The sequence below is a fragment of the Chryseobacterium sp. 14P4.3.2 genome (genome assembly GCF_057799275.1).
Window position 1 is genome coordinate 77,175 of sequence record NZ_JBYOKO010000004.1, and the last position, 24,698, is coordinate 101,872.

A 24,698-nucleotide genomic window follows, 5' to 3' on the forward strand; every position below is an offset into this window, starting at 1 on the left:
CAGATTTTTGTTTAAATTTATATCAACATTAATCAAAAAAATTTATTATTATGTCTTTAAATGTCATTGATTTAATTAAAGGACAATTAGGTCCCGCTTTGGTTTCACAGGCTGCATCACAGTTTGGAGAAAGCGAATCCGGTATTTCTAAAGCAATAGGTGGCTTATTACCTGCAGTAGTAGGTGGATTGGCCAATAACGCAGACAACCCTGGTGTTGTGGATGCTATTACAAAGGCCTCTTCGAGTGGAATTTTAGGTAATTTACTAGGTAATTCATCCAGTAATCCTATAGTTTCCAATTTATTATCTTCTATTTTTGGAGATAAGATAGGAGGGTTAGTAAATTCCATTGCCAGTTTTTCAGGAATCAGCAATACTTCTGCAGGTTCATTGTTAAACCTGGTTACCGGGGCTACAGCAGGCACTGTTGGAAAATATGCGGCAGACAATAATTTGGGTGCTTCGGGTATTTCCAGCTTACTGCATGATCAGAAAGGCATGATCTCTTCTTTATTGCCGGCAGGCCTATCTTTGGCATCCTTTGGATTAGGAGCTGAAAATTGGTTCGGGCAGGCTAAAGAAACAGTTTCTTCAGTAACCTCCACGGCGAAAGATAACCTTGCAGAAGGAGTAGCTACAGCCAGAGAACACGCTTCAGAAGGAGCCAGAGAAATAAGAGAACAGTTTGAAAATAATAACAATAATCAAGGCGGAGGCTCCATCTGGAAATGGTTGCTTCCGCTTTTATTATTACTGGCAGCGGCATATTTCTTATGGAAACAATGCGAGAAAAAGCAGACTACCACCACTACTACAGCTATGTCTGACTCTGCATCTGCCGTTTCACATACAGATACCGCCAGTATGGGGACTACAGCCCCAGCTCCTGCTACCGTTAAAACGGATGAAAATATAGACCTTAACGGGGTAATGCTGAAAGGCTATAAAGGAGGAATGGAAGATCAGATGATTGCATTCCTGAAATCCGGAGCCTACAAAAATGCAGCTGATGATTCAGCATTGAAAGATAAGTGGTACGATTTTGACCATGTAAATTTCAAAATGGGAAGTGCTGCCGAGCTGGAAGCTGGTTCACAAGGACAGCTGGATAATTTAGTAGCGATTCTTAAAGCTTTCCCTGAAGCTAAGATCAAAATCGGTGGCTATACTGACAAAACAGGAAATGAAGCTTCTAATGTAAAACTATCAAAAGCCAGAGCTGAATATATCAAAGCTGCTTTAGCAAAAGCAGGAGTAGGAGCTCAGGTACTGGAAGCAGAAGGGTACGGAAGTAAATTTGCTAAAGTAGATGCAAAAGCATCTGATGCAGAAAGAGCTGCTGACAGAAAAATGTCTGTAAGATTTGCAAAATAATCTTTAGAATCAATAAAAATTAAGTCCCGGAAATTGATTTCCGGGATTTTTTCTTTCTATGATTTTTGTGTTTACATTTATTTAATTAAATTTGTTAGTCATTTCTAACATTTATGAGTTTCAATTTAAAAAGCGCTTGGCGAAAAGATAAAACATCTCACTCGTTATCAGAAGTATATTCTTCTATAAAAGTTCCTAGAAAAGCAGGTTTTTGGAGGAAATATCTCGCATTTGCAGGTCCGGGACTTATGATTGCTGTAGGATATATGGATCCGGGAAACTGGGCTACGGATATTGCCGGAGGAGCTCAATTTGGATATACCTTACTTTCTGTAATTCTTATTTCAAATATTTTTGCAATGGTTCTACAGCATTTATCTGTAAAACTGGGAGTTGTTGCAGAACGAGATTTAGCACAGGCCTGCAGGGATCATTTCAGCCCTACGACCAATTTTATTCTCTGGGTATTTTGTGAAATAGCCATTGCCGCCTGTGATCTGGCCGAGGTCATTGGCTCTGCCATTGCTCTAAACTTATTATTCCATATACCGCTTACGTGGGGTATTGTCATTACCACCGTTGATGTTCTCATCATCCTTTTACTTCAGGCAAAAGGTTTCCGATGGATTGAAAGTATTGTAGGCGGGCTTATTTTCATCATTTTAGCCTGCTTCGTTTATGAAATAGTCATTTCTCAACCTGCGTTCAATGAGATATTGGGAGGTTTGGTTCCTCAAAAGGAAATCATTACCAATCCGGCCATGTTATATATTGCCATAGGGATTTTAGGAGCAACCGTTATGCCGCACAACCTTTATCTTCATAGCAGTATTGTACAGACAAGAGATTATCCCCGTGATACGGAAGGAAAGAAAGAGGCGATCAAGTTTGCAACGCTGGACAGTACGGTTTCACTGATGCTGGCTTTCTTCATCAACGCCGCGATCCTTATTCTTGCTGCTGCAACCTTTCATACAACAGGTAACGAACATGTTGCAGATATTCATGATGCCTACAAAATGCTCACTCCTATTTTGGGAGCTTCAATGGCAAGTATTGCCTTTGCTATTGCCTTATTGGCTTCCGGACAGAATTCAACACTTACAGGTACTCTCGCAGGACAGATCGTCATGGAAGGTTTTCTTAATATCAGAATGAAACCATGGTTAAGAAGATTGATCACAAGGCTTATAGCAGTGATTCCTGCGTTAATTGTTGCTATTCTGTATGGTGAGCAGGGAACAACTCAGCTATTGGTCTTAAGCCAGGTCATATTGTCTATGCAGCTAAGCTTTGCAGTCGTTCCACTGGTCATGTTTACCAATGATAAAGCCAAAATGGGTGAATTCGTGAACAGGCCTTTTATGAAAATATGTGTCTGGGGTATTTCCATTATCATTATTGTTTTAAACCTCTATCTTTTGTATCAGACGTTTACAGGAGAATAAAAGTATGAGAAATTAATAATGAGTAATTGATAATTGATAGTTAATAATTAAAAGCGAATGTGAATTATAGTCAATAAATAGTAATTGGGGGATTCATTATTTCAATTCTTAATTTTCAATAATTCTCTTTCAAAGCCCTTTTTCAGGTGCTGTCTTTTTCTGCCTAAATGTCCAGATTTCTGATTTGGCAGGTTCTTTGTGAAACATTTCTGTAAATAAATATTGAATTATGGAAAATCAGGATATTAACGAAGAAAGCATCAATAATCAACAGGAAAACAATGTTCAGAACGAAGCAGCGTCTCAGGACAATGTGACAGCTACCCCTTCTCCAGAGGAACTTTTGGCAGAAGAAAAAGACCGTTACATCAGATTGTATGCTGAGTTCGAAAACTATAAAAAAAGAACGACTAAGGAGAAGATGGAATTCTTCCAGTACGCTAATCAGGAAATGATGGTTTCTATGTTAGGAGTTTTAGATGATTTTGAAAGAGCATTAAAAGAAATCGCTAAAAACGGAAATCCGGCTGACCTTCAGGGGGTAGAGCTTATCTATCAGAAATTCAAAAATAAACTTACTGAAAAAGGTTTAAAAACAATGGAAGTTAGATCCGGAGACACTTTCAACGTGGATTTCCATGAGGCTATTACTCAAATTCCTGCTCCATCGGAAGATTTAAAAGGAAAAATCGTAGATGTTATCGAAACAGGTTACACTTTAAATGATAAAGTAATCCGTTTTGCAAAAGTAGTAACAGGAAACTAATATTATAAATGATAAATGATGAGTGATAAATGATGATCAGCTATACTTTTATTACTAAATTTTTAAATATCTTTTATCATTTATCCCATCAATTATAGAATAGAAAGTCATGTCAAAAAGAGATTATTACGAGGTTCTTGAGATCAGCAAATCTGCCTCAGCCGACGAAATAAAAAAAGCATACCGTAAGATGGCCATCAAATTTCACCCGGATAAAAACCCAGGTGATAAAGAGGCTGAAGAAAAGTTTAAAGAAGCAGCAGAGGCCTATGAGGTATTAAGCGACGATCAGAAACGTGCCAGATACGACCAGTTCGGCCATGCCGGAATGAGTGGAAACGGAGGTTACGGAGGTGGAGGCTTCGGAGGCGGTATGAACATGGAAGATATTTTCAGCCAGTTTGGAGATATTTTCGGTGGTGGTTTCGGAGGATTCGGCGGCGGCGGCGGCCGTCAGCAGGTAAAAGGTTCTAATTTAAGAATCAGAATCAAGCTGAACCTTGAGGAAATGGTCAACGGAACTCATAAAACAATCAAAGTAAAAAAAATGAAGATGGCAGAAGGTGCCACTTCAAAAACGTGTCCTACATGTAACGGTTCCGGTGTTCAGCTTAAAGTAATGAACACTATGTTTGGTCAAATGCAAACCCAAACTACCTGCTCTACTTGCCAGGGAATCGGAAAGGTAGCTGATAAAATTCCGGCTGGAGCTAATGCTCAGGGCCTTATAAAAGAGGAAGAAGAAATCACAATCAATATTCCTGCAGGAGCCAGAGACGGTATCCAGCTTAATGTAAGAGGAAAGGGGAACGACGCTCCTTTTGGAGGAATTCCGGGTGACTTATTGGTGATTATAGAAGAGGACGTAGATCAGACAATTAAGAGAGAAGGTGATAATCTTCATCAGGAATTATATGTTTCATTTGCAGAAGCTGCTTTAGGAACTAAAAAAGAAATCCCTACCGTAGGTGGAAAAGTAAAAATTACAGTTGATCCGGGAACACAATCCGGAAAAATCCTAAGACTTGCCGGAAAAGGACTTCCAAGCATAGACAGCTATGGAAAAGGAGATATGTTTATTCACATCAATGTATGGACCCCTCAAAAGCTTACTAAAGAACAGAAAGACTTCTTTGAAAAGCAGATGTCCAGCGGAGAAATGGTTGCAGAACCATCCGGAAAGGAAAAAACTTTTTTTGATAAAGTAAAAGATTTATTCAATTAATATACAAAGGGTTCTTACGGGAATCCTTTTTTTATTTGTATTAACGGGCTTTAATTTAGCATCTAAATAAATCAAAGCCATGAAATTTATCTCAGTCTGCTTCTTACTTTTTTTAATAACAATTATTTCCTGTACAGATGGAAAACGAAATTTAATGATTAAAGAAACTAAAGCTGAAACTAAAAAATATAGTTTAGCTAATGATGAATTTCGTGAGAAGGTACTTCCTCAAATAAAACATGATAATGATTAAAAGAAGCTTCATTCTCTTTTAAAAGTTCTGGATCAAAAACAGCTAAGCTTCTGTAATTTTGTGAAAAGGGAATTTGAGATGGATGATTCATGCTATACTGTTGTATTGAAAGAGTATCCCTTCCCTGAAATGCAAAATGAGTTTATTAAAATGCATGATGAAATATACGACGTAGCAGAGAAAAAATACTTAAGCAGAATTGGGCTCACTTATGAAGATGCAAATTATCTTACAACAGTATATTCCTTTGATCAAAACGTAAAATATTTCTGTGGTAAATATTAGTCATATAAAAATCCTGCACTCTCACGAATGCAGGATTTTCGGTTATTTAAATCTAATTCTATTTTATTTTTTTGCAGCCAGCGAATACACTGCTTTACCAATGGTAAATACAGCTACAGCTGCCAAACCTCCGACAAGCCCGAAGGTAAGTTGTTTGAGCATCTCCGGCCACGTTGGAAACATCTCATGCAGATAATGAATATTATGATCAAAAATACCGCCTGAAACAAGAATCAAGGCAATAGTTCCTACAATTCCTAAAAGTTTGATGATTACCGGCAATGCCTTTACCAATAAATGACCAAGTTTTGAAAAGAATCCTTTATCGTGGCTCTTTTTAATCAATGAAAAACCAGCATCGTCCATTCTTACAATAAGAGCAACGATTCCGTAAACCCCTACAGTTGCTAAAAATGAAACAAACGTCACAGTAAGAATCTGTGTAATGAGCGGATGCTCCTGTTGAATAACAGTTCCCAAAGCGATAATAACAATTTCAATAGAAAGAATAAAATCTGTTCTGATGGCTGAATTTATTTTTGCTTTTTCAGCGGCTTCTGAGTTTTCTTCTACTTTCTCTTCTACAGCTGCCTCTTCTTTTTTGGAGCGGTGAAATAAGTATTCTATAATTTTTTCTACTCCTTCAAAAGCAAGATATAAACCTCCCAGAATAAGAATAATCTCAATAGCCGGTTTATACAGCCAGTTGAGAAGAAAAGCTATAGGAAGAATAATAAGTTTATTGATAAATGAGCCTTTTGTAATCGCCCATAAAACAGGAAGCTCCCTTGAAGAAACAAATCCTGTGGCTTTTTCGGCATTTACAGCCAGATCATCGCCCAAAATACCTGCTGTTTTTTGTGTAGCTATTTTACTCGTAACCGCTACATCATCCATCAATGCTGCAATATCATCTAAAATCGCAAAAAAGCCTGATGCCATATTTTAATGTTTTTTTAATCTTTGTTAAGTTCAGCAAAAATAAATATTTAATTCTGTTTTTTAATAGTTTGTACCATAATAATTTTACTTCCCTAAAATCAAAGAATTTGTTATTTTCACTACATTTGATCTATGAAAAAGCTCATTCTCAGGTATCATTTTTTCATTATGGGATCTATATCCTTCCTTTTGCAGTCATGCAATACGAAATTCCGGGTTTGGGTAGGTCCCGGAGGCCAGCAGAAAATCTATAACTTAAAATACGGAGAGCATAAAAAGCAGAGAATGGATGTTTTTCTTCCCAAAGACTATCCCGAGGATTCTCCGGTTGTTCTTATCGTGCATGGTGGGGCGTGGACTCTGGGAAATAAAGAACATATGATTCAGATTCAGAAAATGCTCTTTGATAATAAGATTCCCAGCATTAATATGAATTACCGTCTGGTTTCTGCCCGCAAGGAAATCACGTACAAAAAGCAGCTTGAGGATATCGGTTTGGTGATTGATAAATTCAATTCTTTGGCTGAGAAAGCTGAGCTTCACCCCAACAACTATATTATTCTGGGAGAAAGTGCCGGTGGACATCTTGCTCTGCTCTATGGCTACCAGCATCCGGAGCAGATCAAAAAGATCATTTCTCTAAGTGCCCCTACAGATTTTTACAGTCCTGAATATCTTGATTCTTTTTACTCAAGATATACTTCCCCCACAGTCCAAAAAGTAGTAGGAAGCAAATTTGACCGGAAAAACATATCTGAAGCCTTTAAAGAAGCAAGCCCTACTGCCAATATTACGAATGTTCCCACGCTGTTATTTCAGGGAACCAATGATATTCTGGTGAACCAGCATCAGGGTTTAGCAATGGACTCAGCACTTACCCGTCTGAATGTTCCCCACAAGCTTATCTTTATGAAGAGAACCGGGCATGCTCCAAGATTTTTCAGTAAAAGAAAAAGAGACAGTATTATTTATCCCAACATTCTGGATTGGATAAAAAAATAAAACCTGTTCAAACATACTCCTGGTCTTTAGCCACTAAAGAGCATTTTTTATTATTACTCTCAATTAGAACAAAAAAGGCTGTCTCACTATTGAAACAGCCTCTATATTTTTGGTGTAATTACTTTTTATTCCAGGTCTTTATCTTCGTATTTAGAGAAATCCTCTTTTTTTCCGAAAACAAATTTGAAGATTACCGGAAGCGTTGTTACCAACACAATCACAATAATGATGTACTCCAGTTTTTCTTTCAGATTGATTCCAAACTGCTCCATGAATAATTTATCAAGGTAATGTCCTGCAAAGATCAAAATAAATGACCATAAAACAGCTCCGATAACATTATCTCTTAAAAACTCTTTCTTATCCATTTTTACAATTCCTGCAACAATTGGAGTAAAGGTTCTTACAACGGGTAAGAATCTTGCCATAATGATGGCTAAAGCCCCATGTTTTTCAAAGAAATCATGAGCCTGATAAAGGTATTTTTTCTTGAAAAGCATTGAATCTGGTCTTTTATACAAAGCTGGTCCTGCTTTTCTTCCAAAATAATACCCTACTTCATTTCCGATAATAGCAGCAAGCGCTACACCTGATGCAAGGATAGTGGTATCCAGAAAATCACTTCCTGTAGAACCAAAAGTCTCTTTGATGATTTCAACGGCATAAATTCCTGAAACAAACAGGAGTGAGTCTCCGGGAAGAAAGAAACCTACAAAAAGGCCCGTTTCAGCAAAGACAATAAATAATATAAGCCAAAACCCTCCCATTTTAATATAAAACTCAGGGTTTAATAAATCCTTCCAACTATTGAAATCTTCCATATATATCGATGAACAACAAAAATAAGTCTAAAATACCTGAAACAAAAATTAATTATAAGATTTTAACTAAAAATCCTATGATATTTTATAGATCCAGGTCATCATCCGAAACTGCCGTCCCATCGGCCATCAGGAAAGCTTTCAGGAAAGGGGTAATATTCCCGTTCATTACAGCATCCACATCTGATGTTTCATGACCTGAGCGTACATCTTTTACCAATTTGTATGGATGCATTACGTAGTTTCTGATCTGACTTCCCCACTCGATTTTCATTTTGTTGGCTTCAATTTCAGTTCTGGCCTTCATACGCTCTTCCAATTCCATTTCATATAGTCTTGAACGAAGGAGCTGCATTGCTTTTTCTTTATTCTGAAGCTGAGAACGTGATTCTGAATTTTCAATGATAATTCCTGTTGGCGCGTGTCGAAGACGTACAGCAGTTTCCACCTTATTTACGTTCTGACCTCCGGCTCCGGAAGATCTCATGGTTTCAAATGATATATCGGCAGGGTTGATATTAATTTCAATAGTATCATCTACCAATGGGTATACGTATACGGACACAAAACTGGTATGTCGTTTTGCATTACTGTCAAAAGGGGAAATTCTTACCAAACGATGTACACCATTCTCTCCTTTCAGATAACCAAAGGCATATTCACCTTCAATTTCAAGGGTAACTGTTTTTACTCCGGCTACATCACCTTCCTGAAAGTTAAGCTCACGGATCTTATAGCCCTGCTTTTCTGACCACATTGTATACATTCTCATCAGCATGGAGGCCCAATCACAGCTCTCTGTACCACCAGCTCCGGCAGTAATCTGAAGAACAGCAGAAAGCTCATCTCCTTCATTGGAAAGCATATTCTTGAATTCAAGATCTTCAATTTTTTCTAATAACTGGGGGAAGGTTTCATCCAGTTCTTTTTCAGAATCCGGATCTTCTTTAGCAAAGTCAGCCAACACCTGCAGATCTTCAAACTGTGTCTGAATCTCATCGTATCCTTCTACCCATTTTTTCTTGGAACGAAGCTGTTTTAGGAAAGCTTCAGCAATTTTAGGGTTATCCCAAAACTCAGGAGCTGCCGTTTTTTCATCATCATTGGCTATTTCAATCTTCTTTTTTTCAATCTGAAGATATCTGTGTAAATCTTCAATTCTGGATTGAACATCTTTTATCTGGTCGTTGTTGATCACGAATTTTTCTTTTTACAAAAATAAGGATTTCTTTTAGAGTGGAAAGCAGAAAATAGAAAGCGGAAAATTGAAAGTTAAAAGCTGAGTAATAAAATTCAAAAAAACAATTTCTCTAAACTTAACCTCATCATTTTCAATTTTTAACTGTCAATTTTTTATTTTTAATTATCAACTCTTCCCTTCTTCTTTCGCATCATTATGATGAAAACCAATTTCTCTTGTTGGTTCTTCTACAGCTTTATAAGTATCCAGTTCGTTTTTCAGGGCCTGTATTCTAAGGCGGAATTCATCAAAATTATTAATAATAACATCCGCCAAGAACCTGGCCACCTGATCAAGGTATTCTTCAGTAAGTTTTCCTCCGGCATCTCTTAAAGCAGCATTCAGAAGGTTCTGATCTATTTTAAGCTTTTCATTTTTTGTTCTCTGGTAAAGATTTTTAATCCGTTTTTTCAGACTTTGGGTGAAGTCGATCAGCATGGTATTGCTGAAGGCTTTCATTTTAGAAGCGATGTCATGCCAGAAAGGAACTTTGTCAGCTTTATTGTTCTTTAGTATTTTATAAAGCAGAGAATCTTCTTCAAGGCCTTTTGTCATGGCATATAAAATAATTTCTGAACGCTCTCCGGCATTGGGAGGAAATATAGGAATCAGCACATCAAATCTCCCCGGAGCCAAAATTTCTTCATCAATTTCCGAAACGGAATTGGCAGAACCTACCATGAGTACTCCCTCTTTTTCAAATTTCCCGATATAATGAAGAATAAGCTCCTGAGCTTCGAGATTACATGACGTAATATCGTTATCAGATCTTCTCTGCATCATAATTTCATCAAAATCATCAAGGAAAAGCAGTACTTTGTTTTCCTTCATCATGGTTAACAGGAAATCACTGAAATTAATCTCATTACCATCAACCCAAGATGTTCCCAGATAATGTTTTTTGACTTCTTTAAACTGATATCCGATAATCTCGGCAATTTTGTTTGCCCAAAAAATTTTCCCGCTTCCCGGTGGACCATAAAGGATAATTCCCGCAGGCTTATTGATTCCCCAATCTTTAATCTGCTGAGGATTCAGAAAAGGTTCCAGTAGGGTGGAGGTATAAAAGAACAAGTCTCTGTATCCTATAAAATCTCTCTTTTGCAAACTGGTCTGATGGCCAAAATAGTCATAGACAAATTTATAGTTTCCGCCCAGTTTGTTATCGATCCCATAGCTCGAAATCGAAGACTTAAAGAAGCCATTATCAAAAATATTGAGGTTGTTATCTTTAATTGCTTTTTCAACTTTATCTTTAGGCTGATTAATGACTTCAGCAATCTGCTCCAGTGTTTTATTTTTGTCCAGGTCCTTTTCATACAGTCTCAAAAAATCTACATTTTCACGGGCAAATTTTTCAAAATCCTCTTTTACATCAAAGTTTGTACTCATACAGTCTACCAATTCAAGATCAAAATCTTGTATAAACTGTTTAATGGCTTCTGCAGAAACTTTCAATTCTTCTGCCAGTTCAATTAACTTCATAACTGTTGATTAATTCAATCAAATTTAATGTATTTATCATTAAATGTAAATTGATTTATGATAATTATTGTAACATTTTCTAATTTACATAGACTACTACTATGTAAAACAAATTACATGGAAAAAATTTTATCAGTAAAGAATCTGACAAAAAAATTCAAAAGAGTGGTTGTCAATAATATTTCTTTTGACGTAGAAAAAGGGAATGTCTACGGACTTCTGGGTCCCAATGGCAGCGGAAAATCCACAACCTTCGGGATGCTTCTTTCCACGATCAATCCTACCAGTGGAGATTGGTTTTGGTTTGGCAAAAAAGGAACAGATCCTGAAACGTTAAAAAGAATCGGAGCAATTATTGAACAGCCCAACTTCTATCCTTATTTAAGTGCTGAAACCAACCTTAAAATCGTTGCTGAAATTAAAAGTGTTTCTTATTCCAGGATTGAAGAAGTGCTGAAAGTCGTTAATCTGTATGAAAGAAGAAAAGATACCTTCAAAACTTATTCTCTGGGGATGAAACAGCGACTTGCTATTGCTTCTGCCCTGTTGAACAATCCTGAAGTCTTAATTTTAGATGAACCTACAAACGGGCTGGATCCTGAAGGAATTATCCAGATCCGTGACATCATCAACAATATTGCTAAACAAGGGATTACGATTATCATTGCAAGCCACCTTCTTGATGAAATTGAGAAAATATGCAGCCATGTTATTGTATTAAAAGAAGGAAACTCCATTTATTGTGGAAGAGTGGACGAAATGACCGCGAATAATGGATATTTTGAATTAAAAGCAGATAACAATGCATTGCTTTTAAGCACCTTGAATGAACTTCAATGGTTTACATCCATCAACCAGACAGGAGATCTGATAAAAGCCCAGATACGTGATGATGCATCGATTTCAGCTTCAGCCTTGAATCAAAAACTAGCAGAAAAAGGGATTTTTCTATCTCATTTAACAAAGAAAAAAATGTCTCTTGAATCTCAATTCCTTGAACTTGTAAAAAACACCAATTAATCATGATAAAACTATTAAAATTAGAATACTATAAAAACCTGAATTACAAACCATTCAAGGTTTTCACAATACTCTATTTTGCCATTCTTATTGCATTGCTTTTTATTGGGCTGGTGGATTTTGATCTTTTTGGAGGAACCATTAATTTAAAAGAACAGGGGATTTATAATTTTCCTGAAATATGGAATTTCACCACATGGATTGTTGCTTTATTGAAAATTTTCTTAGGGTTGATCATTGTTTTTTCAATTTCACAGGAATTCAGCAACCGGATGTTTAAGCAGAATACCATTGACGGATTGAGCAGAAAAGAATTCATCACTTCAAAATTGTTGACAATCGGGATTTTCACCATTGTTTCTACCCTCATTGTATTTGCTCTTACAATGTTTCTAGGATACAAATATTCGAACACCAAAGAATCTGCAAAGGTTTTTGGAGAGATTTTCTTTATTGGAAATTACTTTGTAAAGCTGTTTACGTTCTTCTGTTTCTTAATGTTCCTTTCTATTTTACTCAGAAAATCTGTTTTTGTATTTCTTGCTCTTTTCGTTTTCTGGATTGGTGAGGGAATATTGACAGCCGTTGAAGTATACACAAAAGTAAGTGGAATGCAGGGTCCGCAAAGAAATGAGATACTGCAAAACGATTTTTTTGTGACCCATCTTCTGCCTTTAGAAAGTATGTCAAGCCTTATTCCTAATCCTATGATGAGATTAAATATGGTAAAAATGATGGGTGTAAAATATGAATTCCACTACCCTACAGAAAGTTTAATTGCCTGTTTGGTATGGTGTGCTGTTTTTATCTTCGGATCTTACTGGATTTTGAGAAAACGTGATTGGTAAGCTATTCTCAAATAATAAAGATAATTCTTAAAAAGTGGTTCATTTCGGATCACTTTTTTGGCTTAATATTTTCATTCAGTTGAAGTAAAAACACTAACCGTGAAAAAAATATACTACGTTCCGGGACTGATCAGCGCTGTTCTTATTCCTATTTTATTCTGGTATTATGGAAATCAGAAGTTTGAACAAATTAATATCTCTGTTATAGATATCGGACTTCCGATAAAGTTAGACAAGAATAAGAAAAATTATGATTATACCTTTGAATCAATAAGAAACTGGAATTACAAGAAAATAAAAGTAGCTCCGGGTAGGGCTGATCAGGACTCAAAGTCATACGTTTCTGAACTAAAAAACCTTCAGAAAAGAAACGTAAAGGAATCTGGCATTGAGTTTATCTTAGGACAGCATAATACATATGGTGATTTTGTATCTATTTTGAATGATCTGCATATAGCCCGACAGGAGGAATATGCCATTGATATGGATAAAACAGGGAACATATTTGCTGTTTACAGCTATAAGGATCCTAATGCTGAACAACCCGAATATGAATGCTTACTTTGTAATGATACAATAGATTTGACAGCATCAAGTGTTGACACTTTTGAATCGCCTATTTATGGAAAAATCTTCAATGCTTTCACTTCTTTTCCAACAGAGGCGTGTTATATTATTTTCGGATTTCTGATATTTCTGAATATCTCCATGCTAAGCATTAAAGAAAGATTTCAAATGTGATATTTTACCTGTCCAAAATAAAAGGCTGCCAAATGGCAGCCTTCCTTTCAAATTACTTTTTATCTAACAACGGAAGATATTTTCCGTATCCTTTGTTCTCCATCTCTGCTTTTGGAATAAATTTCAGGGAAGCACTGTTGATACAGTAACGAAGACCTCCTTTATCTGCAGGACCATCCGTAAAGACATGGCCTAAATGGGCATCTCCGGTTTTACTTCTTACCTCTACTCTATCCATTCCATGCGTACGGTCCAGTTTTTCGTCAATCAAACTTTTCGTAATCGGTTTTGAAAAGCTTGGCCACCCGCAACCGGATTCGAACTTATCTGTGGAAACAAATAAAGGTTCACCCGTTGTGATATCTACATAGATTCCTTCACGGGTTTCATTCCAGTATTCATTTTGAAAAGCTCTTTCCGTACCGTTTTCCTGAGTAACGTTATATTGTTCCGCCGTCAGTTTCTCTTTTAGAACCTTCTTATCCTGTTTATGATAAGCCGGCTTAGGAAGTGGATTAGCCTTTTTGGCCATTTCAAAAAGTCCCGGTTCAATATGGCAATACCCTCCCGGATTTTTATCCAGATAATCCTGATGATAATCTTCTGCTCTATAGAAATTTTTCAATGGAATAGTTTCGACCACCACTGGTTTACTATAGCTTTTTGCTAACTTCTGAACTTCATCTTTCACAACGCTTTCAGCTGTTTTATCGGTATAATAAATTCCTGTTCTGTATTGATTTCCTCTGTCATTTCCCTGCTGATCTTTGCTGGTAGGATCGATAGTTTTAAAATACAGATCAATCAGCAGTTTCAAATCAACCTGTTCAGGATCATATTTCACTTTTACTGTTTCTGCAAAGCCTGTCGTATGGCTTACCACTTCTTCATAAGTTGGGTTTTGAGTATTTCCGTTGGCATATCCTACCTCTGTTCCTACTACTCCGCGAATCTGTTGAAAGAAATGCTCTGTTCCCCAAAAACATCCACCTGCAAAATAAATTTCTTTAACGTTTTTATTATCCATAATTTCCTCTTTTTCCTTTTTCACTTCAACTTGCCCTGGCTTGTTTTGCTTGAAAAGCCCCGACCCTGCAGCAAAGGCTGCTATACCCAGAATGATTCCGAGTACAATTAATATATTTTTCATATTTAGCTTTTTATTCATTATTTATTATCTTGAACAATCATTAATCCAAATCCTAAAAGCATCAGATCTTTTAAGATAAAAAAGTCCGTTACAGGAACTCCATCTACTACCTTCCATATTCCCGGGGTGGTAAACAGATAGCTTAGTGTCACCAGAAAAGTAACTATCATTCCTATTCCTGCATACTTCTTTAGTACAGCAAATTTCGCACTAAATATCAGTAATAAGGCAATGATAATTTCTATCGTTCCGATAAGGTTTGACACTGTCTGACCACTGAGTACTTTATATACGAAAAACGTGAGAAAATGGTTTTCTACCAGAGGTTTTATAGATGCTGCCTCAGTAGGTGTAAATTTGAAAATCCCTATCCAGAGTAATATAAGAGCTGCTCCGAAAAGCGAGATATAATATCCTGACCTGGATAGTAATTGATTTTTGCTGAACGCGTTTGTTGATCCGACCATATTTTAAAGATTTTGAATGAATACTTTGTTGTTTTCAAAAGTATAGTCGGGGCAATTTCAAAATCCTGACAAAATTTTCTTAAAAATTTAATTTATCAATCATTTTATTTTTAAAATCCTGAATTTCAGACTCATTTATTTCAGTTTTCTTTTCAGAAAATGTCTTTTCAAAAATCTTATCCAGTACTTTCAATTTTTCATTGTACATCTTGCACCATTTGCAGATCATCAGGTGCAGGCTCAGCATCCGGTTTTCTTTGGCAGAAATGGATTGGGCATTACGTTTTTCCATCAGCAGAGTTGCCTCACTGCAGGGTAAAAATAATATATGTAGAATCTTTTTTATCATTTCACTTATCATCTTGAAAACCAGTTGAACTCCAGGCATTCTCTCAGCTGCATCCGGCTTCTTTGAAGAATCTTCCAAAGGTTAGTCGTTGAAACATTCAATTCCTGACTTACTTCCGGTGCTTTTTTTTCTTCGATGTAATACATTTTTAACAGGATTTTCCATCTGGCAGGCAATTCTTCAATACATTCTTCCAATGTTTTGTTAAAATCATGATTGTCCAAAAGTTCAGTTTCTGTTCCTGATACATTCCAGTCCTTCAGAACATCATTACTCTTCCATGATCCTGTTTCATCAAAAAAATGATCGAGTCTGATGTTGGTTTCAGATTTATATTTTTTCCTGTAAAAATCAGCAACTTTTCTGTTGAGAATAGCCATCAGCCATGTTAAAGGCTGGCTTTTTCCTTCAAAAGAATCATAGGCAGAATAGGCAGCAAGAAAAACGTCCTGAACAACATCCTGTGCATCATCTTTATTAGAAAGTACATACAGTGCTTTCTTTAAAAGTGGTCCTGAATATAGCTCTATCCAGCTTTTCAGCGTCTCATTTTTCATCATCGGGCGACTGATTTTATCTTATTCAGATCATAACGAAGATAATAAGTTAAATGGAGATGAACAAAAAACATTCGGGGTACTAATGGTTTTTAACATTATAGCAGATTTTGCTATTGGAATAGGCAAAGGCATAAAAAATTTCAGATAATAAGAATGTTTTTAAAGCGTAAAGAAATGATTCAAAAAACTTTGCGTCATTATGTTTTTTTAAAAAACAATGCGAATATATTCATTGCTAGAAAAACTATTATAGGTAATATTTGGCGAATCAACCTTGAAAATGTCAAATATTAGACATTAAATCACCTAAAAATCTTAAATTTGCATCTTATCAAAATTTGATATTAAAAAAAGCAAAAGCAATACTATGACATCACAAGAGATACGTCAAAAATTTTTAGATTATTTTAAAAGTAAGGAGCACCTTATCGTTCCTTCAGCTCCTATTGTGCTGAAAGATGATCCTACCCTTATGTTTTCCAACTCAGGAATGACGCAGTTCAAGGATTTTTTCCTGGGCTACAAAACTCCTACCGCCCCTAGAATTGCCGATACACAAAAGTGTCTCAGGGTTTCAGGGAAGCATAATGATTTGGATGATGTGGGTAGAGATACTTACCACCACACTATGTTTGAAATGCTAGGAAACTGGTCTTTCGGGGATTACTTCAAAAAAGAGGCTATTGCTTTTGCCTGGGAATTACTTACTGAAGTATACGGAATTCCAAAAGACAATTTATATGTAACGATTTTTGAAGGTGATGCTTCTGAAAACCTGGACAGAGACCAGGATGCTTACGATTTCTGGAAATCTCATATTTCTGAGGACAGAATCATCAACGGAAATAAGAAAGATAACTTCTGGGAAATGGGTGAAAGCGGACCATGCGGGCCGTGTTCAGAAATCCATATTGACTTGAGAACGCCAGAAGAAAAAGCTAAAGTTTCAGGGCTTGAACTGGTTAATAATGACCATCCTCAAGTGGTGGAAGTATGGAATCTGGTTTTCATGGAATTCAACAGAAAAGCAGATAAATCATTAGAAAAACTTCCTGCTCAGCACGTGGACACAGGAATGGGCTTTGAGCGTCTTTGCATGGCACTTCAAGGAAAATCATCCAACTATGACACGGATGTTTTCACTCCATTGATTGCTAAGGTGGAAGAACTTTCCGGTAAGAAATACACAGGAATCTTAGAAGATGAAAAGGATATTGCTATCCGTGTAGTGGTAGACCACATCAGAGCGGTTTCTTTTGCTATTGCAGACGGGCAGCTTCCTTCAAGCGGAGGTGCAGGTTATGTGATCAGAAGAATTTTAAGAAGAGGAATTTCCTATGCTTACAGATTCTTAGGAATGCAGGAACCTTTCCTTTATAAATTAGTTGCTGTTCTTCAGGAACAAATGGGTGAATTCTTCCCGGAACTGAAAAAACAGGGAACTTTGGTGACTGAGGTAATTAAAAGTGAAGAAGAATCTTTCCTTAAAACTATTGAAACGGGTCTGATCAGAGTTGAAAAATTAATTCAGCAGACTATTGCAGATAATCAGAAAGTCTTACCCACTCCTGAAGTATTCGAGTTGTATGATACTTATGGTTTCCCGGATGATTTGACAAGAATTATTGCAGAAGAAAAAGGGTTAACGATTGATGAGGAAGGATTTAAAGCTGAAAGAGAAAAGCAAAGAAAGCGTTCTCAGCAAGATTCTGCTCAGAAAGTCTATGACTGGGTAAATCTTGAAGATAAACCTGAAACATTTGTAGGATACGACCAGACAGAATCTGAAACGTATATTACAAGATACAGAAAGGTAGAAAACAAAGACGGCGAATTTTATCAGGTGGTATTAAGCAGCTCTCCGTTCTACCCTGAAGGAGGTGGACAGGTTGGAGATCACGGAGTATTGGAAAATGCTTCTGAAAGCGTTGAAGTACTGGAGACTAAGAAAGAAAACGGATTGATTATTTCATTAATCAGCGGTCTTCCAAAAAATCCGGAAGCGGTTTTCAATGCTAAAGTAAATGCTGCAGAAAGAAAGAACTCTCAGGCCAACCACTCTGTAACTCACCTTCTGCATGAAGCACTAAGGGATGTTTTAGGAACTCACGTAGAACAGAAAGGTTCTTATGTAGGTCCTGATTATCTTCGTTTCGACTTCTCTCACTTTAATAAAATGACGGAGGAGGAACTGGCTTTAATTGAAGAAAAAGTAAATCATAAGATCAAAGAAAGTATTGCTTTACAGGAATTCAGAAATATTCCTATCCAGGAAGCTCTGGATAAAGGAGCGATGGCTTTATTTGGTGAAAAATACGGTGACAGTGTGAGAATGATCCAGTTCGGAAGTTCAAAAGAACTTTGCGGGGGAACTCACGTAAAAAACACCAGCGAAATCGGTCATTTCAAAATTACTTCCGAAAGTTCTGCTGCTGCAGGAATCAGAAGAATTGAAGCGATTTCAGGTGATCAATCTGAAGAGTATTTCAAAAACCTTGAGAAGCAGATTTCTGAACTTTCTCAATTGCTGAAATCTAAAGATGTTGTAAGATCTATAGAAAAACTGATTGATGAGAATGCTTCATTAAGATCAGAAGTGGATGCTCTTAAAAAAGAAAAAGCTAAAGGAGAAATCGGAGAATGGAAGAATGCTTATGAGCAGAAAGGCAATAAGCAGCTTCTGGTAAAGAAAACTTCTCTGGATGCAGGTTCTGTAAAAGATATCGTATTCCAGTTAAAAAGAGAAATCCCTGCTTCAGTAACCATAATCCTATCTGATGCGGACGGAAAACCTATGATTACTGTAGGTGTTTCTGATGATCTTGCAAAGGATTATCAGGCTGGAGCTATCGTAAAAGATCTTGCAAAAGAAATCCAAGGCGGAGGCGGAGGAAATCCCGGCTTTGCAACGGCAGGGGGTAAAAACCTTGATGGATTGGAAAATGCTTATCAAAAAGCTTTAGTACTTTAAGAATAGAAAAAATTCTTTTAAAATATTGAAAACTCCTGAATATAATCTATTTGGGAGTTTTTTTATTCAAAATCTGCTCTAAATACAGAAAGACTATCTAGATATTCTTCAAGGCTATATTAACTTTAATGCATCATTACAATCTCACATTAGAAGATTAGATTAAATCAATGTTATACTCTGTTAAAAACTTTTCCAACACAATAAATATTATTAATTTTGAACTAGTTTTTTTACATGAAAAGGGGTTTACTGTTATTATTTTTTCTGATCTGTTTTTTGGGGTTTTCACAATCAAAAATAAAAGTTGTGGATGACACCAGTCAAAAACCTGTATCTAATGCCAAAATTTCCTGTGACAACAAGGTTATCGGCTATACCAATGAACAGGGTATTTTGGAATTTAAAACAGGGTGCAAAACCATAGAGATTGACGCTGACTCTTATCAGAAAGAAACCGTTGCACCGGAAAGCAGCATGGAAGTAGCGCTCGTCAAAAAAACTTCAATAACAACCGCTATTGAAGCAATAGTCATTGAGGATAAAAGTGACCCCAGAGCTTTGGAAATTTTAAAAAAAGTAAACAAACTATTCAATGATAATTCTCCAAAAAGTTTAGGTTCCTATGCCTATAAATCTTATGAAAAAATTTCCCTGGATATTGATGAGGACAGCATCTCTCAGTTTCAGGAGTATTTCAATGACTTAAATCTTTTTAAGAAAAAAAGAGAAAAAGACTCTCTTAATAATATTACCGCAAGAAGGATATTTTCAAAGAGTAAACTTTTCCTTTGGGAAAGAGCGCAGGAGTTTCTGTACTCCAGAAAGTATGGTGAAAAGATTAATATTCTGGATAACAGGATCTCAGGTCTGAGACAGCCTATTTATGAGATGATTGCCCTTCAGCAAAGTAACAGAGATGTAGTTCCTGAACAGGTAAAACCGGAAAACAGAGGACTTTACAGATTTTTTCTGTCTGATACTATTGAGCTGGACGGAAGAAAAAACTTCGTAATCCGCTTCCGCGAAGTGAATTATAAGAATCCTGACAGAAAAAGAAAATACAATGGAGCCATCTATGTAGATACGGAAACCTACGGAATCAAAAAAATAGAAAACTTCAGCAAAAATAAGAACGACGGGATTATTACCAGCACCTGGGTATTCTACAATAACAAATGGTTCCTTGCTCACGAAAAAGCAAAGCTTAAGATGGGTAAAATGGCCATGGGCGATAAAGACCGGCTCAACAAAAAAGATAAAAACAGCTTTGGCACCTATGCCTTTCTGACATCTAAATATTTTGATTTTGAATCCCCTATTGAAGAAAAGGCTAAAGACTTTAAAGGGTATACCTTCTCAGTAAAAAGTATTGACGGGCATTCTCTGGATAAATACAGAACTGATCCTCTTACCAGCAGAGAGCAAAATACCTATAAAACAATAGACAGTTTAGGAAAAAAGTATAATATAGACAGTAAGGCCCAGATCTTATCCGGATTACTGAACGGGCAGATCAGAGTACGCTCTGTAGACTTTGCTGTAGATGAAATTGTGAATTACAACTCTTATGAAGGGTTCAGACTAGGATTAAAGGCAAAAATCAATGAAAATTTCAATCCCTATTTTTCTCCGGATTATTATTTTGCCTATGGTGTGAAAGATAGAAGATGGAAGTATGGAATGGGGCTGGATGTGAAAACAACCTTGGAAAAAAATTCAATCTTCAGATTTGAATTGTATGATGATGTAACGGCTTCGGGAGAATTCAACAGAAAGCTGTGGAATTTTAAAATGAGAATGATGAATTTCGGTAATAACCTGAACAATGACCGGTATTTCCACTTCAAAGGGGCCTCATTATCTTATATGAATGATGTAACGAATGGTCTGACCTTAGCCTTTGCAGCAAGAAGAAATATTGAAGAGGCTGAGTTCGACTACCAGTTCAGAGACCGAGGTACTTCCTATAAAAATTTTAACACATTATTTACGTTAAAATATTCTCCGAATTCCACCAATATTATGACTCCACAGGGAAAATCTCTGATCGATCAGAAATATCCTGAGCTTTATTTTAATTATGAGCAGAGTTATAAAATGCTTGTCGGAGATTTTAATTATTCCCGTTTTGATGTCCTTTTTGTTCATAATTTCAAAACGCCAATCGGAACTACCGGTTTCAGGTTATATGGAGGGGCTGTTTTAGGCCAGGCTCCAATCTGGAAAAACTTTACCATGAACGGACTTGCTTCTCCTGGCAAAGACTTTAATTTTAACCTTACCTCTTATCTTGGTTTTGCAACGCTGGAGGGCGGTAAATATTATAATGACAAATTTATAGCCTATTATTTCACTCACAAACTTCCCTTATATTTTAAAAGCTTTGGACACAATGTTTCAAGTTTTGATTTTGTATTCAGGGGAACTATCGGAGATATGAAGCACCCGGAATATCATCAGTTTAAATTCAGAAAACTTGATCATCTGTATCAGGAAGTAGGTTTGGAATGGAACAATTTCCTGTCCAGCTATTTTAATCTGGGATTATTCTACAGAGTAGGCTATTATGCAACTCCTAATTTCAAGCAGAACTTTGCCATTCAGTTTAAGCTGAAGTTTTTGGAATTTTAATGTTCGGGTGAAGACAAATCTTTAGTTTTAAAATAGCATTCAACGACAATATATATATTAAAAAGAATATGCAGAAAATCGAAATCAAAGCAGAACAGTTTTTTGAATTATTAAGATTAAAAGACACTCCGATGTGGGAAATTTTCTCACAGATGATCGATGGAAATGAAAAGGAAATCATCTTTTTAGATCATGAAGATAAGATCCTTTTTAATTATGTTTTACCTTCCAACCCGGAAAAACTGGAAGAAGACAGAAAGGAATTTTCAAAACAGTTTTCAGAGAAATTGGCTAACTTCAATTAAAATTTTCAATGAATAAAAATTATGTTTTTTCTCTGCTGAGCCTTTTCTTATTTACGCTCGGAAATGCTCAAAATTATAAAAAACCATTGGTTTCCGCGATCAAAGAGTCTGACCTTCGTACAGATATGTACCAACTAGCAGCAGATTCTTTCTGGGGCCGTGAAGCAGGAACGCTGGACGAGCTGAAGGTATCCATGTGGCTTGCTGATAAAGCTAAGGAAGCGGGAATGAAACCTGCCGGAGATAACGGAACGTTTTTCCAGTTTTTTGATATGTACAGACATCAGATCATACCTCAAAGCAGTCTGAAAATTGGTGATCAGAATCTGAAATTATGGAAAGACTTCCTTGTTGCGGAACCTGTAAATGCTTCTATAGATTCGGAAATTATCTATGCCGGAACTACTGAACCTGAAGATCTTTCTAAGTTGAATATCAAAGGAAAAGTTCTTGCTGTAAATGCTTCTGATAAAAACATTTCGAAGGACATGACTCTTTTTGTAAGAAGATATCCGGGATTTGTAAGAACAAAATATTATAATAAAGCTTCTGAGCTGGGTGCCAAAGCAATCATCTTCATTACGGATGATATTTCTGAAAAAAGCTGGGTAGAAATACTTCCTCAAATGACAAGAGGCAGCTATGGCGTGGAAGGTTTACGAGAAAAGATCACTAATAATCTTCCTGTACTTTGGATCAAAAGAGAAAATGCAGGCTGGGTAAAAAACAATCCTAAAGTTTCTTTGAACCTGATTACAGAAAGCTACAAATACCCTTCTGTGAACATTATCGGAAAAATAGAGGGTACAGATCCTGTTCTTAAAAAGGAATATGTTTTATTAAGCGGACACCAGGATCATGACGGGATAAGACATCCTGTAAAGAATGATACCATCTATAACGGTGCTGATGATAATGCCAGCACGTGTGTCGCAATGCTCGCTATGGCAAGAGCTTATAAAAAACAGCCTGGAAAAAGAAGTATTTTATTTGTTTTTCATGGTGCTGAAGAAAGAGGTTTACTGGGTTCCAGATGGCACGCAGCACATCCTGTTGTTCCGAAAGAAAATATTGTAGCTGTTTTGAATGGGGATATGATCGGTAGAAATGATAATAATGAAGCGGCTTTACTGGGAGGAAATACTCCACACAAAAACTCTGAAGAGCTTGTGAAAATGGCTGAAGATGCCAATAATGAAAGTACAAAATTTAAATATCTGAAAGACTGGGACTCTCCCAGCCATGCGGAATATTTCTACTTCAGAAGTGATCATCTTCCTTATGCTAAAATCGGGATTCCTTCTATATTCTTCACCAGCGTATTGCATGACCAATACCATACACCACAGGATGAATCTGAAAACATCAATTACAAAAAGCTTTATAAAATGACAGAATGGATGTACAGAACATCCTGGAAAGCAGCTAATGAAACTGAGCGTCCGAAAATCATTCCGAATTTTACACTTGAAAGATAAATAATAAAAAAGCTTCACAAATTGTGAAGCTTTTTTCATCTTAAAATGCCTGAATTAAATTTAAATAAGTAAATTCATTAAAGACGGATCATTGTTGAGATAATTGACAAAAAAATCATACTTTTTCATTTTATCAATCAACGGAGTAAAGTCCAGGTTTTGTTTCAATGCAATACCTACGACTGCTATTCCTTTTTCTTTTGAATTCTTTTGGGTATATTCAAAATAGGTAATATCATCATCAGGCCCCAGAACATCCATTACAAAGGTTTTCAAAGCACCGGGACGCTGCGGAAATCTCACCAGGAAATAATGTTTCAGGCCGGCATGCAACAGGGCCTTTTCTTTAATCTCCTCCATCCGGGTAATATCATTATTGCTTCCGCTTATGATACATACTACATTTTTTCCTTTTATTTCCTCTTTATATTTTTCCAAAGCAGCTATTGATAAAGCACCAGCAGGTTCTACGACTATCGCATCTTTATTATATAATGAAAGAATGGTTTCACATACGAGCCCTTCATCTACAGTTACTATATCTGAAAGTACATTTTTGCAAAGCTCAAAAGTTATCTCCCCCACCTGCTGTACTGCCGCACCGTCTACAAATCTGCTTATTTTGTCAAGAAGTACAGGTTTCCCTTTCTCCATTGCCTTTTTCATACTTGCAGCAGCTGAAGGTTCTACGCCTATAATTTTAGTTTGTGGTGACAAAATCTGAAATACTGAGCAGATTCCCGCAGCCAGCCCGCCTCCGCCAATAGGAACGAAAATATAATCTACAGGTTCTTTTGTCTGTTCCAGAATTTCTATTCCTACTGTGGCCTGCCCTTCAATAATGGCAAGATCATCAAACGGATGAATGAATACGCTGTTTTTTTCACTGCAAAATCGCATCGCTGCATCTTTTGCTTCATCAAAAGTATCTCCGTAAAGAACAATGTTAATATAATCTCCACCAAACATTTTTACCTGCTCCAGTTTTTGCCCGGGAGTAGGCAGAGGCATGAAAATAGTTCCTTTCACTTTCATTGTGCTGCATGCAAAAGCTACTCCCTGAGCATGATTTCCCGCACTGGCACAAACGACTCCTTTCGCAAGACTTTCAGAAGATATTGAAGCCATCTTATTATAAGCACCTCTTATTTTGTAGGATCTTACCTGCTGGAGATCTTCTCTTTTAAAATTTATTTTCGCTTCATAAATGAAGGAAAGGTTATTGTTGGCAGCTAAAGGGGTTTTTACAACTACATTTCTAAGTCTTTCCTCTGCTTTACAGACATTCTCCAACATAGAGGAATATGTTTCTATTTTCATCTTTTTAAGGTG

At 36.5% G+C, this 24,698-nt stretch carries 22 protein-coding genes; 13 read left to right on the forward strand and 9 right to left on the reverse strand.

The window, feature by feature from the left end:
* Positions 1-50 precede the first annotated feature (50 nt).
* The 5 genes from AC27VX_RS08095 to AC27VX_RS08115 all read left to right on the forward strand — a co-directional run bounded on the left by AC27VX_RS08095 (position 51) and on the right by AC27VX_RS08115 (position 5,353).
* On the forward strand, positions 51-1,376 hold the full coding sequence (locus AC27VX_RS08095) for a DUF937 domain-containing protein (protein WP_488694947.1): 1,326 nt from the start codon (positions 51-53) through the stop codon (positions 1,374-1,376).
* A gap of 113 nt (positions 1,377-1,489) precedes the next feature.
* Complete coding sequence (locus AC27VX_RS08100; protein ID WP_488694949.1) at positions 1,490-2,824, forward strand: Nramp family divalent metal transporter; 1,335 nt, start codon at positions 1,490-1,492, stop codon at positions 2,822-2,824.
* A gap of 229 nt (positions 2,825-3,053) precedes the next feature.
* Positions 3,054-3,590: a nucleotide exchange factor GrpE gene (locus AC27VX_RS08105; protein WP_410681015.1), complete on the forward strand. Its 537-nt coding sequence runs from the start codon at positions 3,054-3,056 to the stop codon at positions 3,588-3,590.
* 109 nt (positions 3,591-3,699) lie between these two features.
* Positions 3,700-4,815 (forward strand): molecular chaperone DnaJ, encoded by a 1,116-nt coding sequence (gene dnaJ / locus AC27VX_RS08110; RefSeq protein ID WP_488694951.1) that lies wholly within the window; start codon positions 3,700-3,702, stop codon positions 4,813-4,815.
* Between the two features lie 313 nt (positions 4,816-5,128).
* Positions 5,129-5,353 (forward strand): hypothetical protein, encoded by a 225-nt coding sequence (locus AC27VX_RS08115; protein ID WP_488694953.1) that lies wholly within the window; start codon positions 5,129-5,131, stop codon positions 5,351-5,353.
* A 63-nt stretch (positions 5,354-5,416) separates the two neighbouring features.
* On the opposite strand, the gene AC27VX_RS08120 is transcribed toward AC27VX_RS08115, so the two are convergent.
* A complete protein-coding gene (locus tag AC27VX_RS08120; protein ID WP_236858066.1) occupies positions 5,417-6,295 on the reverse strand; it encodes a DUF808 domain-containing protein in 879 nt (292 codons plus the stop codon).
* Positions 6,296-6,427: 132 nt separating this feature from the next.
* Here AC27VX_RS08120 and AC27VX_RS08125 point away from each other — a divergent pair, with 132 nt between their 5' ends.
* Positions 6,428-7,297, forward strand: a complete 870-nt coding sequence (locus AC27VX_RS08125; protein ID WP_488694955.1) for an alpha/beta hydrolase — start codon at positions 6,428-6,430, stop codon at positions 7,295-7,297.
* Positions 7,298-7,422: 125 nt separating this feature from the next.
* Here AC27VX_RS08125 and AC27VX_RS08130 read toward each other — a convergent pair whose 3' ends face one another.
* From AC27VX_RS08130 to AC27VX_RS08140, 3 genes are all read right to left on the reverse strand, one after another.
* Positions 7,423-8,118: a DedA family protein gene (locus AC27VX_RS08130; RefSeq protein ID WP_152291316.1), complete on the reverse strand. Its 696-nt coding sequence runs from the start codon at positions 8,116-8,118 to the stop codon at positions 7,423-7,425.
* 85 nt (positions 8,119-8,203) lie between these two features.
* On the reverse strand, positions 8,204-9,316 hold the full coding sequence (prfB, locus tag AC27VX_RS08135) for a peptide chain release factor 2 (RefSeq protein ID WP_236858064.1): 1,113 nt from the start codon (positions 9,314-9,316) through the stop codon (positions 8,204-8,206).
* 168 nt (positions 9,317-9,484) lie between these two features.
* Positions 9,485-10,843: an AAA family ATPase gene (locus tag AC27VX_RS08140; protein ID WP_236858063.1), complete on the reverse strand. Its 1,359-nt coding sequence runs from the start codon at positions 10,841-10,843 to the stop codon at positions 9,485-9,487.
* 117 nt (positions 10,844-10,960) lie between these two features.
* Between AC27VX_RS08140 and AC27VX_RS08145 the strand changes: the two genes are divergently transcribed.
* The 3 genes from AC27VX_RS08145 (at position 10,961) to AC27VX_RS08155 (ending at position 13,452) form a co-directional block, all read left to right on the forward strand.
* Positions 10,961-11,863, forward strand: coding sequence for an ABC transporter ATP-binding protein (locus AC27VX_RS08145; RefSeq protein WP_236858062.1), 903 nt, complete (start codon positions 10,961-10,963; stop codon positions 11,861-11,863).
* A gap of 2 nt (positions 11,864-11,865) precedes the next feature.
* Positions 11,866-12,711, forward strand: a complete 846-nt coding sequence (locus AC27VX_RS08150) for an ABC transporter permease (RefSeq protein ID WP_236858061.1) — start codon at positions 11,866-11,868, stop codon at positions 12,709-12,711.
* Between the two features lie 99 nt (positions 12,712-12,810).
* Complete coding sequence (locus tag AC27VX_RS08155) at positions 12,811-13,452, forward strand: hypothetical protein (protein ID WP_488694959.1); 642 nt, start codon at positions 12,811-12,813, stop codon at positions 13,450-13,452.
* 52 nt (positions 13,453-13,504) lie between these two features.
* Here the strand turns inward: AC27VX_RS08155 and msrB are convergent, their stop codons facing one another.
* From msrB to AC27VX_RS08175, 4 genes are all read right to left on the reverse strand, one after another.
* The gene (gene msrB, locus AC27VX_RS08160; RefSeq protein WP_236858059.1) at positions 13,505-14,602 is read right to left on the reverse strand and encodes a peptide-methionine (R)-S-oxide reductase MsrB; all 1,098 of its coding nucleotides are present in this window, start codon (positions 14,600-14,602) and stop codon (positions 13,505-13,507) included.
* A gap of 17 nt (positions 14,603-14,619) precedes the next feature.
* Positions 14,620-15,069: a DUF417 family protein gene (locus AC27VX_RS08165; RefSeq protein WP_236858058.1), complete on the reverse strand. Its 450-nt coding sequence runs from the start codon at positions 15,067-15,069 to the stop codon at positions 14,620-14,622.
* A gap of 79 nt (positions 15,070-15,148) precedes the next feature.
* Positions 15,149-15,418, reverse strand: a complete 270-nt coding sequence (locus AC27VX_RS08170) for a hypothetical protein (RefSeq protein WP_488694962.1) — start codon at positions 15,416-15,418, stop codon at positions 15,149-15,151.
* An 8-nt stretch (positions 15,419-15,426) separates the two neighbouring features.
* The gene (locus AC27VX_RS08175) at positions 15,427-15,978 is read right to left on the reverse strand and encodes a sigma-70 family RNA polymerase sigma factor (protein WP_488694964.1); all 552 of its coding nucleotides are present in this window, start codon (positions 15,976-15,978) and stop codon (positions 15,427-15,429) included.
* Positions 15,979-16,345: 367 nt separating this feature from the next.
* Here AC27VX_RS08175 and alaS point away from each other — a divergent pair, with 367 nt between their 5' ends.
* The 4 genes from alaS (at position 16,346) to AC27VX_RS08195 (ending at position 23,366) form a co-directional block, all read left to right on the forward strand.
* A complete protein-coding gene (alaS, locus tag AC27VX_RS08180; RefSeq protein ID WP_488694966.1) occupies positions 16,346-18,949 on the forward strand; it encodes an alanine--tRNA ligase in 2,604 nt (867 codons plus the stop codon).
* A gap of 309 nt (positions 18,950-19,258) precedes the next feature.
* Positions 19,259-21,583 carry a hypothetical protein gene (locus AC27VX_RS08185; RefSeq protein ID WP_488694968.1) on the forward strand — a complete coding sequence of 775 codons (2,325 nt, stop codon included), beginning with the start codon at positions 19,259-19,261 and terminating at the stop codon, positions 21,581-21,583.
* 68 nt (positions 21,584-21,651) lie between these two features.
* Positions 21,652-21,888, forward strand: a complete 237-nt coding sequence (locus tag AC27VX_RS08190) for a hypothetical protein (protein WP_236858053.1) — start codon at positions 21,652-21,654, stop codon at positions 21,886-21,888.
* Between the two features lie 8 nt (positions 21,889-21,896).
* Positions 21,897-23,366, forward strand: coding sequence for a M20/M25/M40 family metallo-hydrolase (locus AC27VX_RS08195; RefSeq protein WP_236858052.1), 1,470 nt, complete (start codon positions 21,897-21,899; stop codon positions 23,364-23,366).
* Between the two features lie 60 nt (positions 23,367-23,426).
* On the opposite strand, the gene ilvA is transcribed toward AC27VX_RS08195, so the two are convergent.
* Positions 23,427-24,686: a threonine ammonia-lyase IlvA gene (gene ilvA / locus AC27VX_RS08200; RefSeq protein ID WP_488694970.1), complete on the reverse strand. Its 1,260-nt coding sequence runs from the start codon at positions 24,684-24,686 to the stop codon at positions 23,427-23,429.
* Positions 24,687-24,698 lie beyond the last annotated feature (12 nt).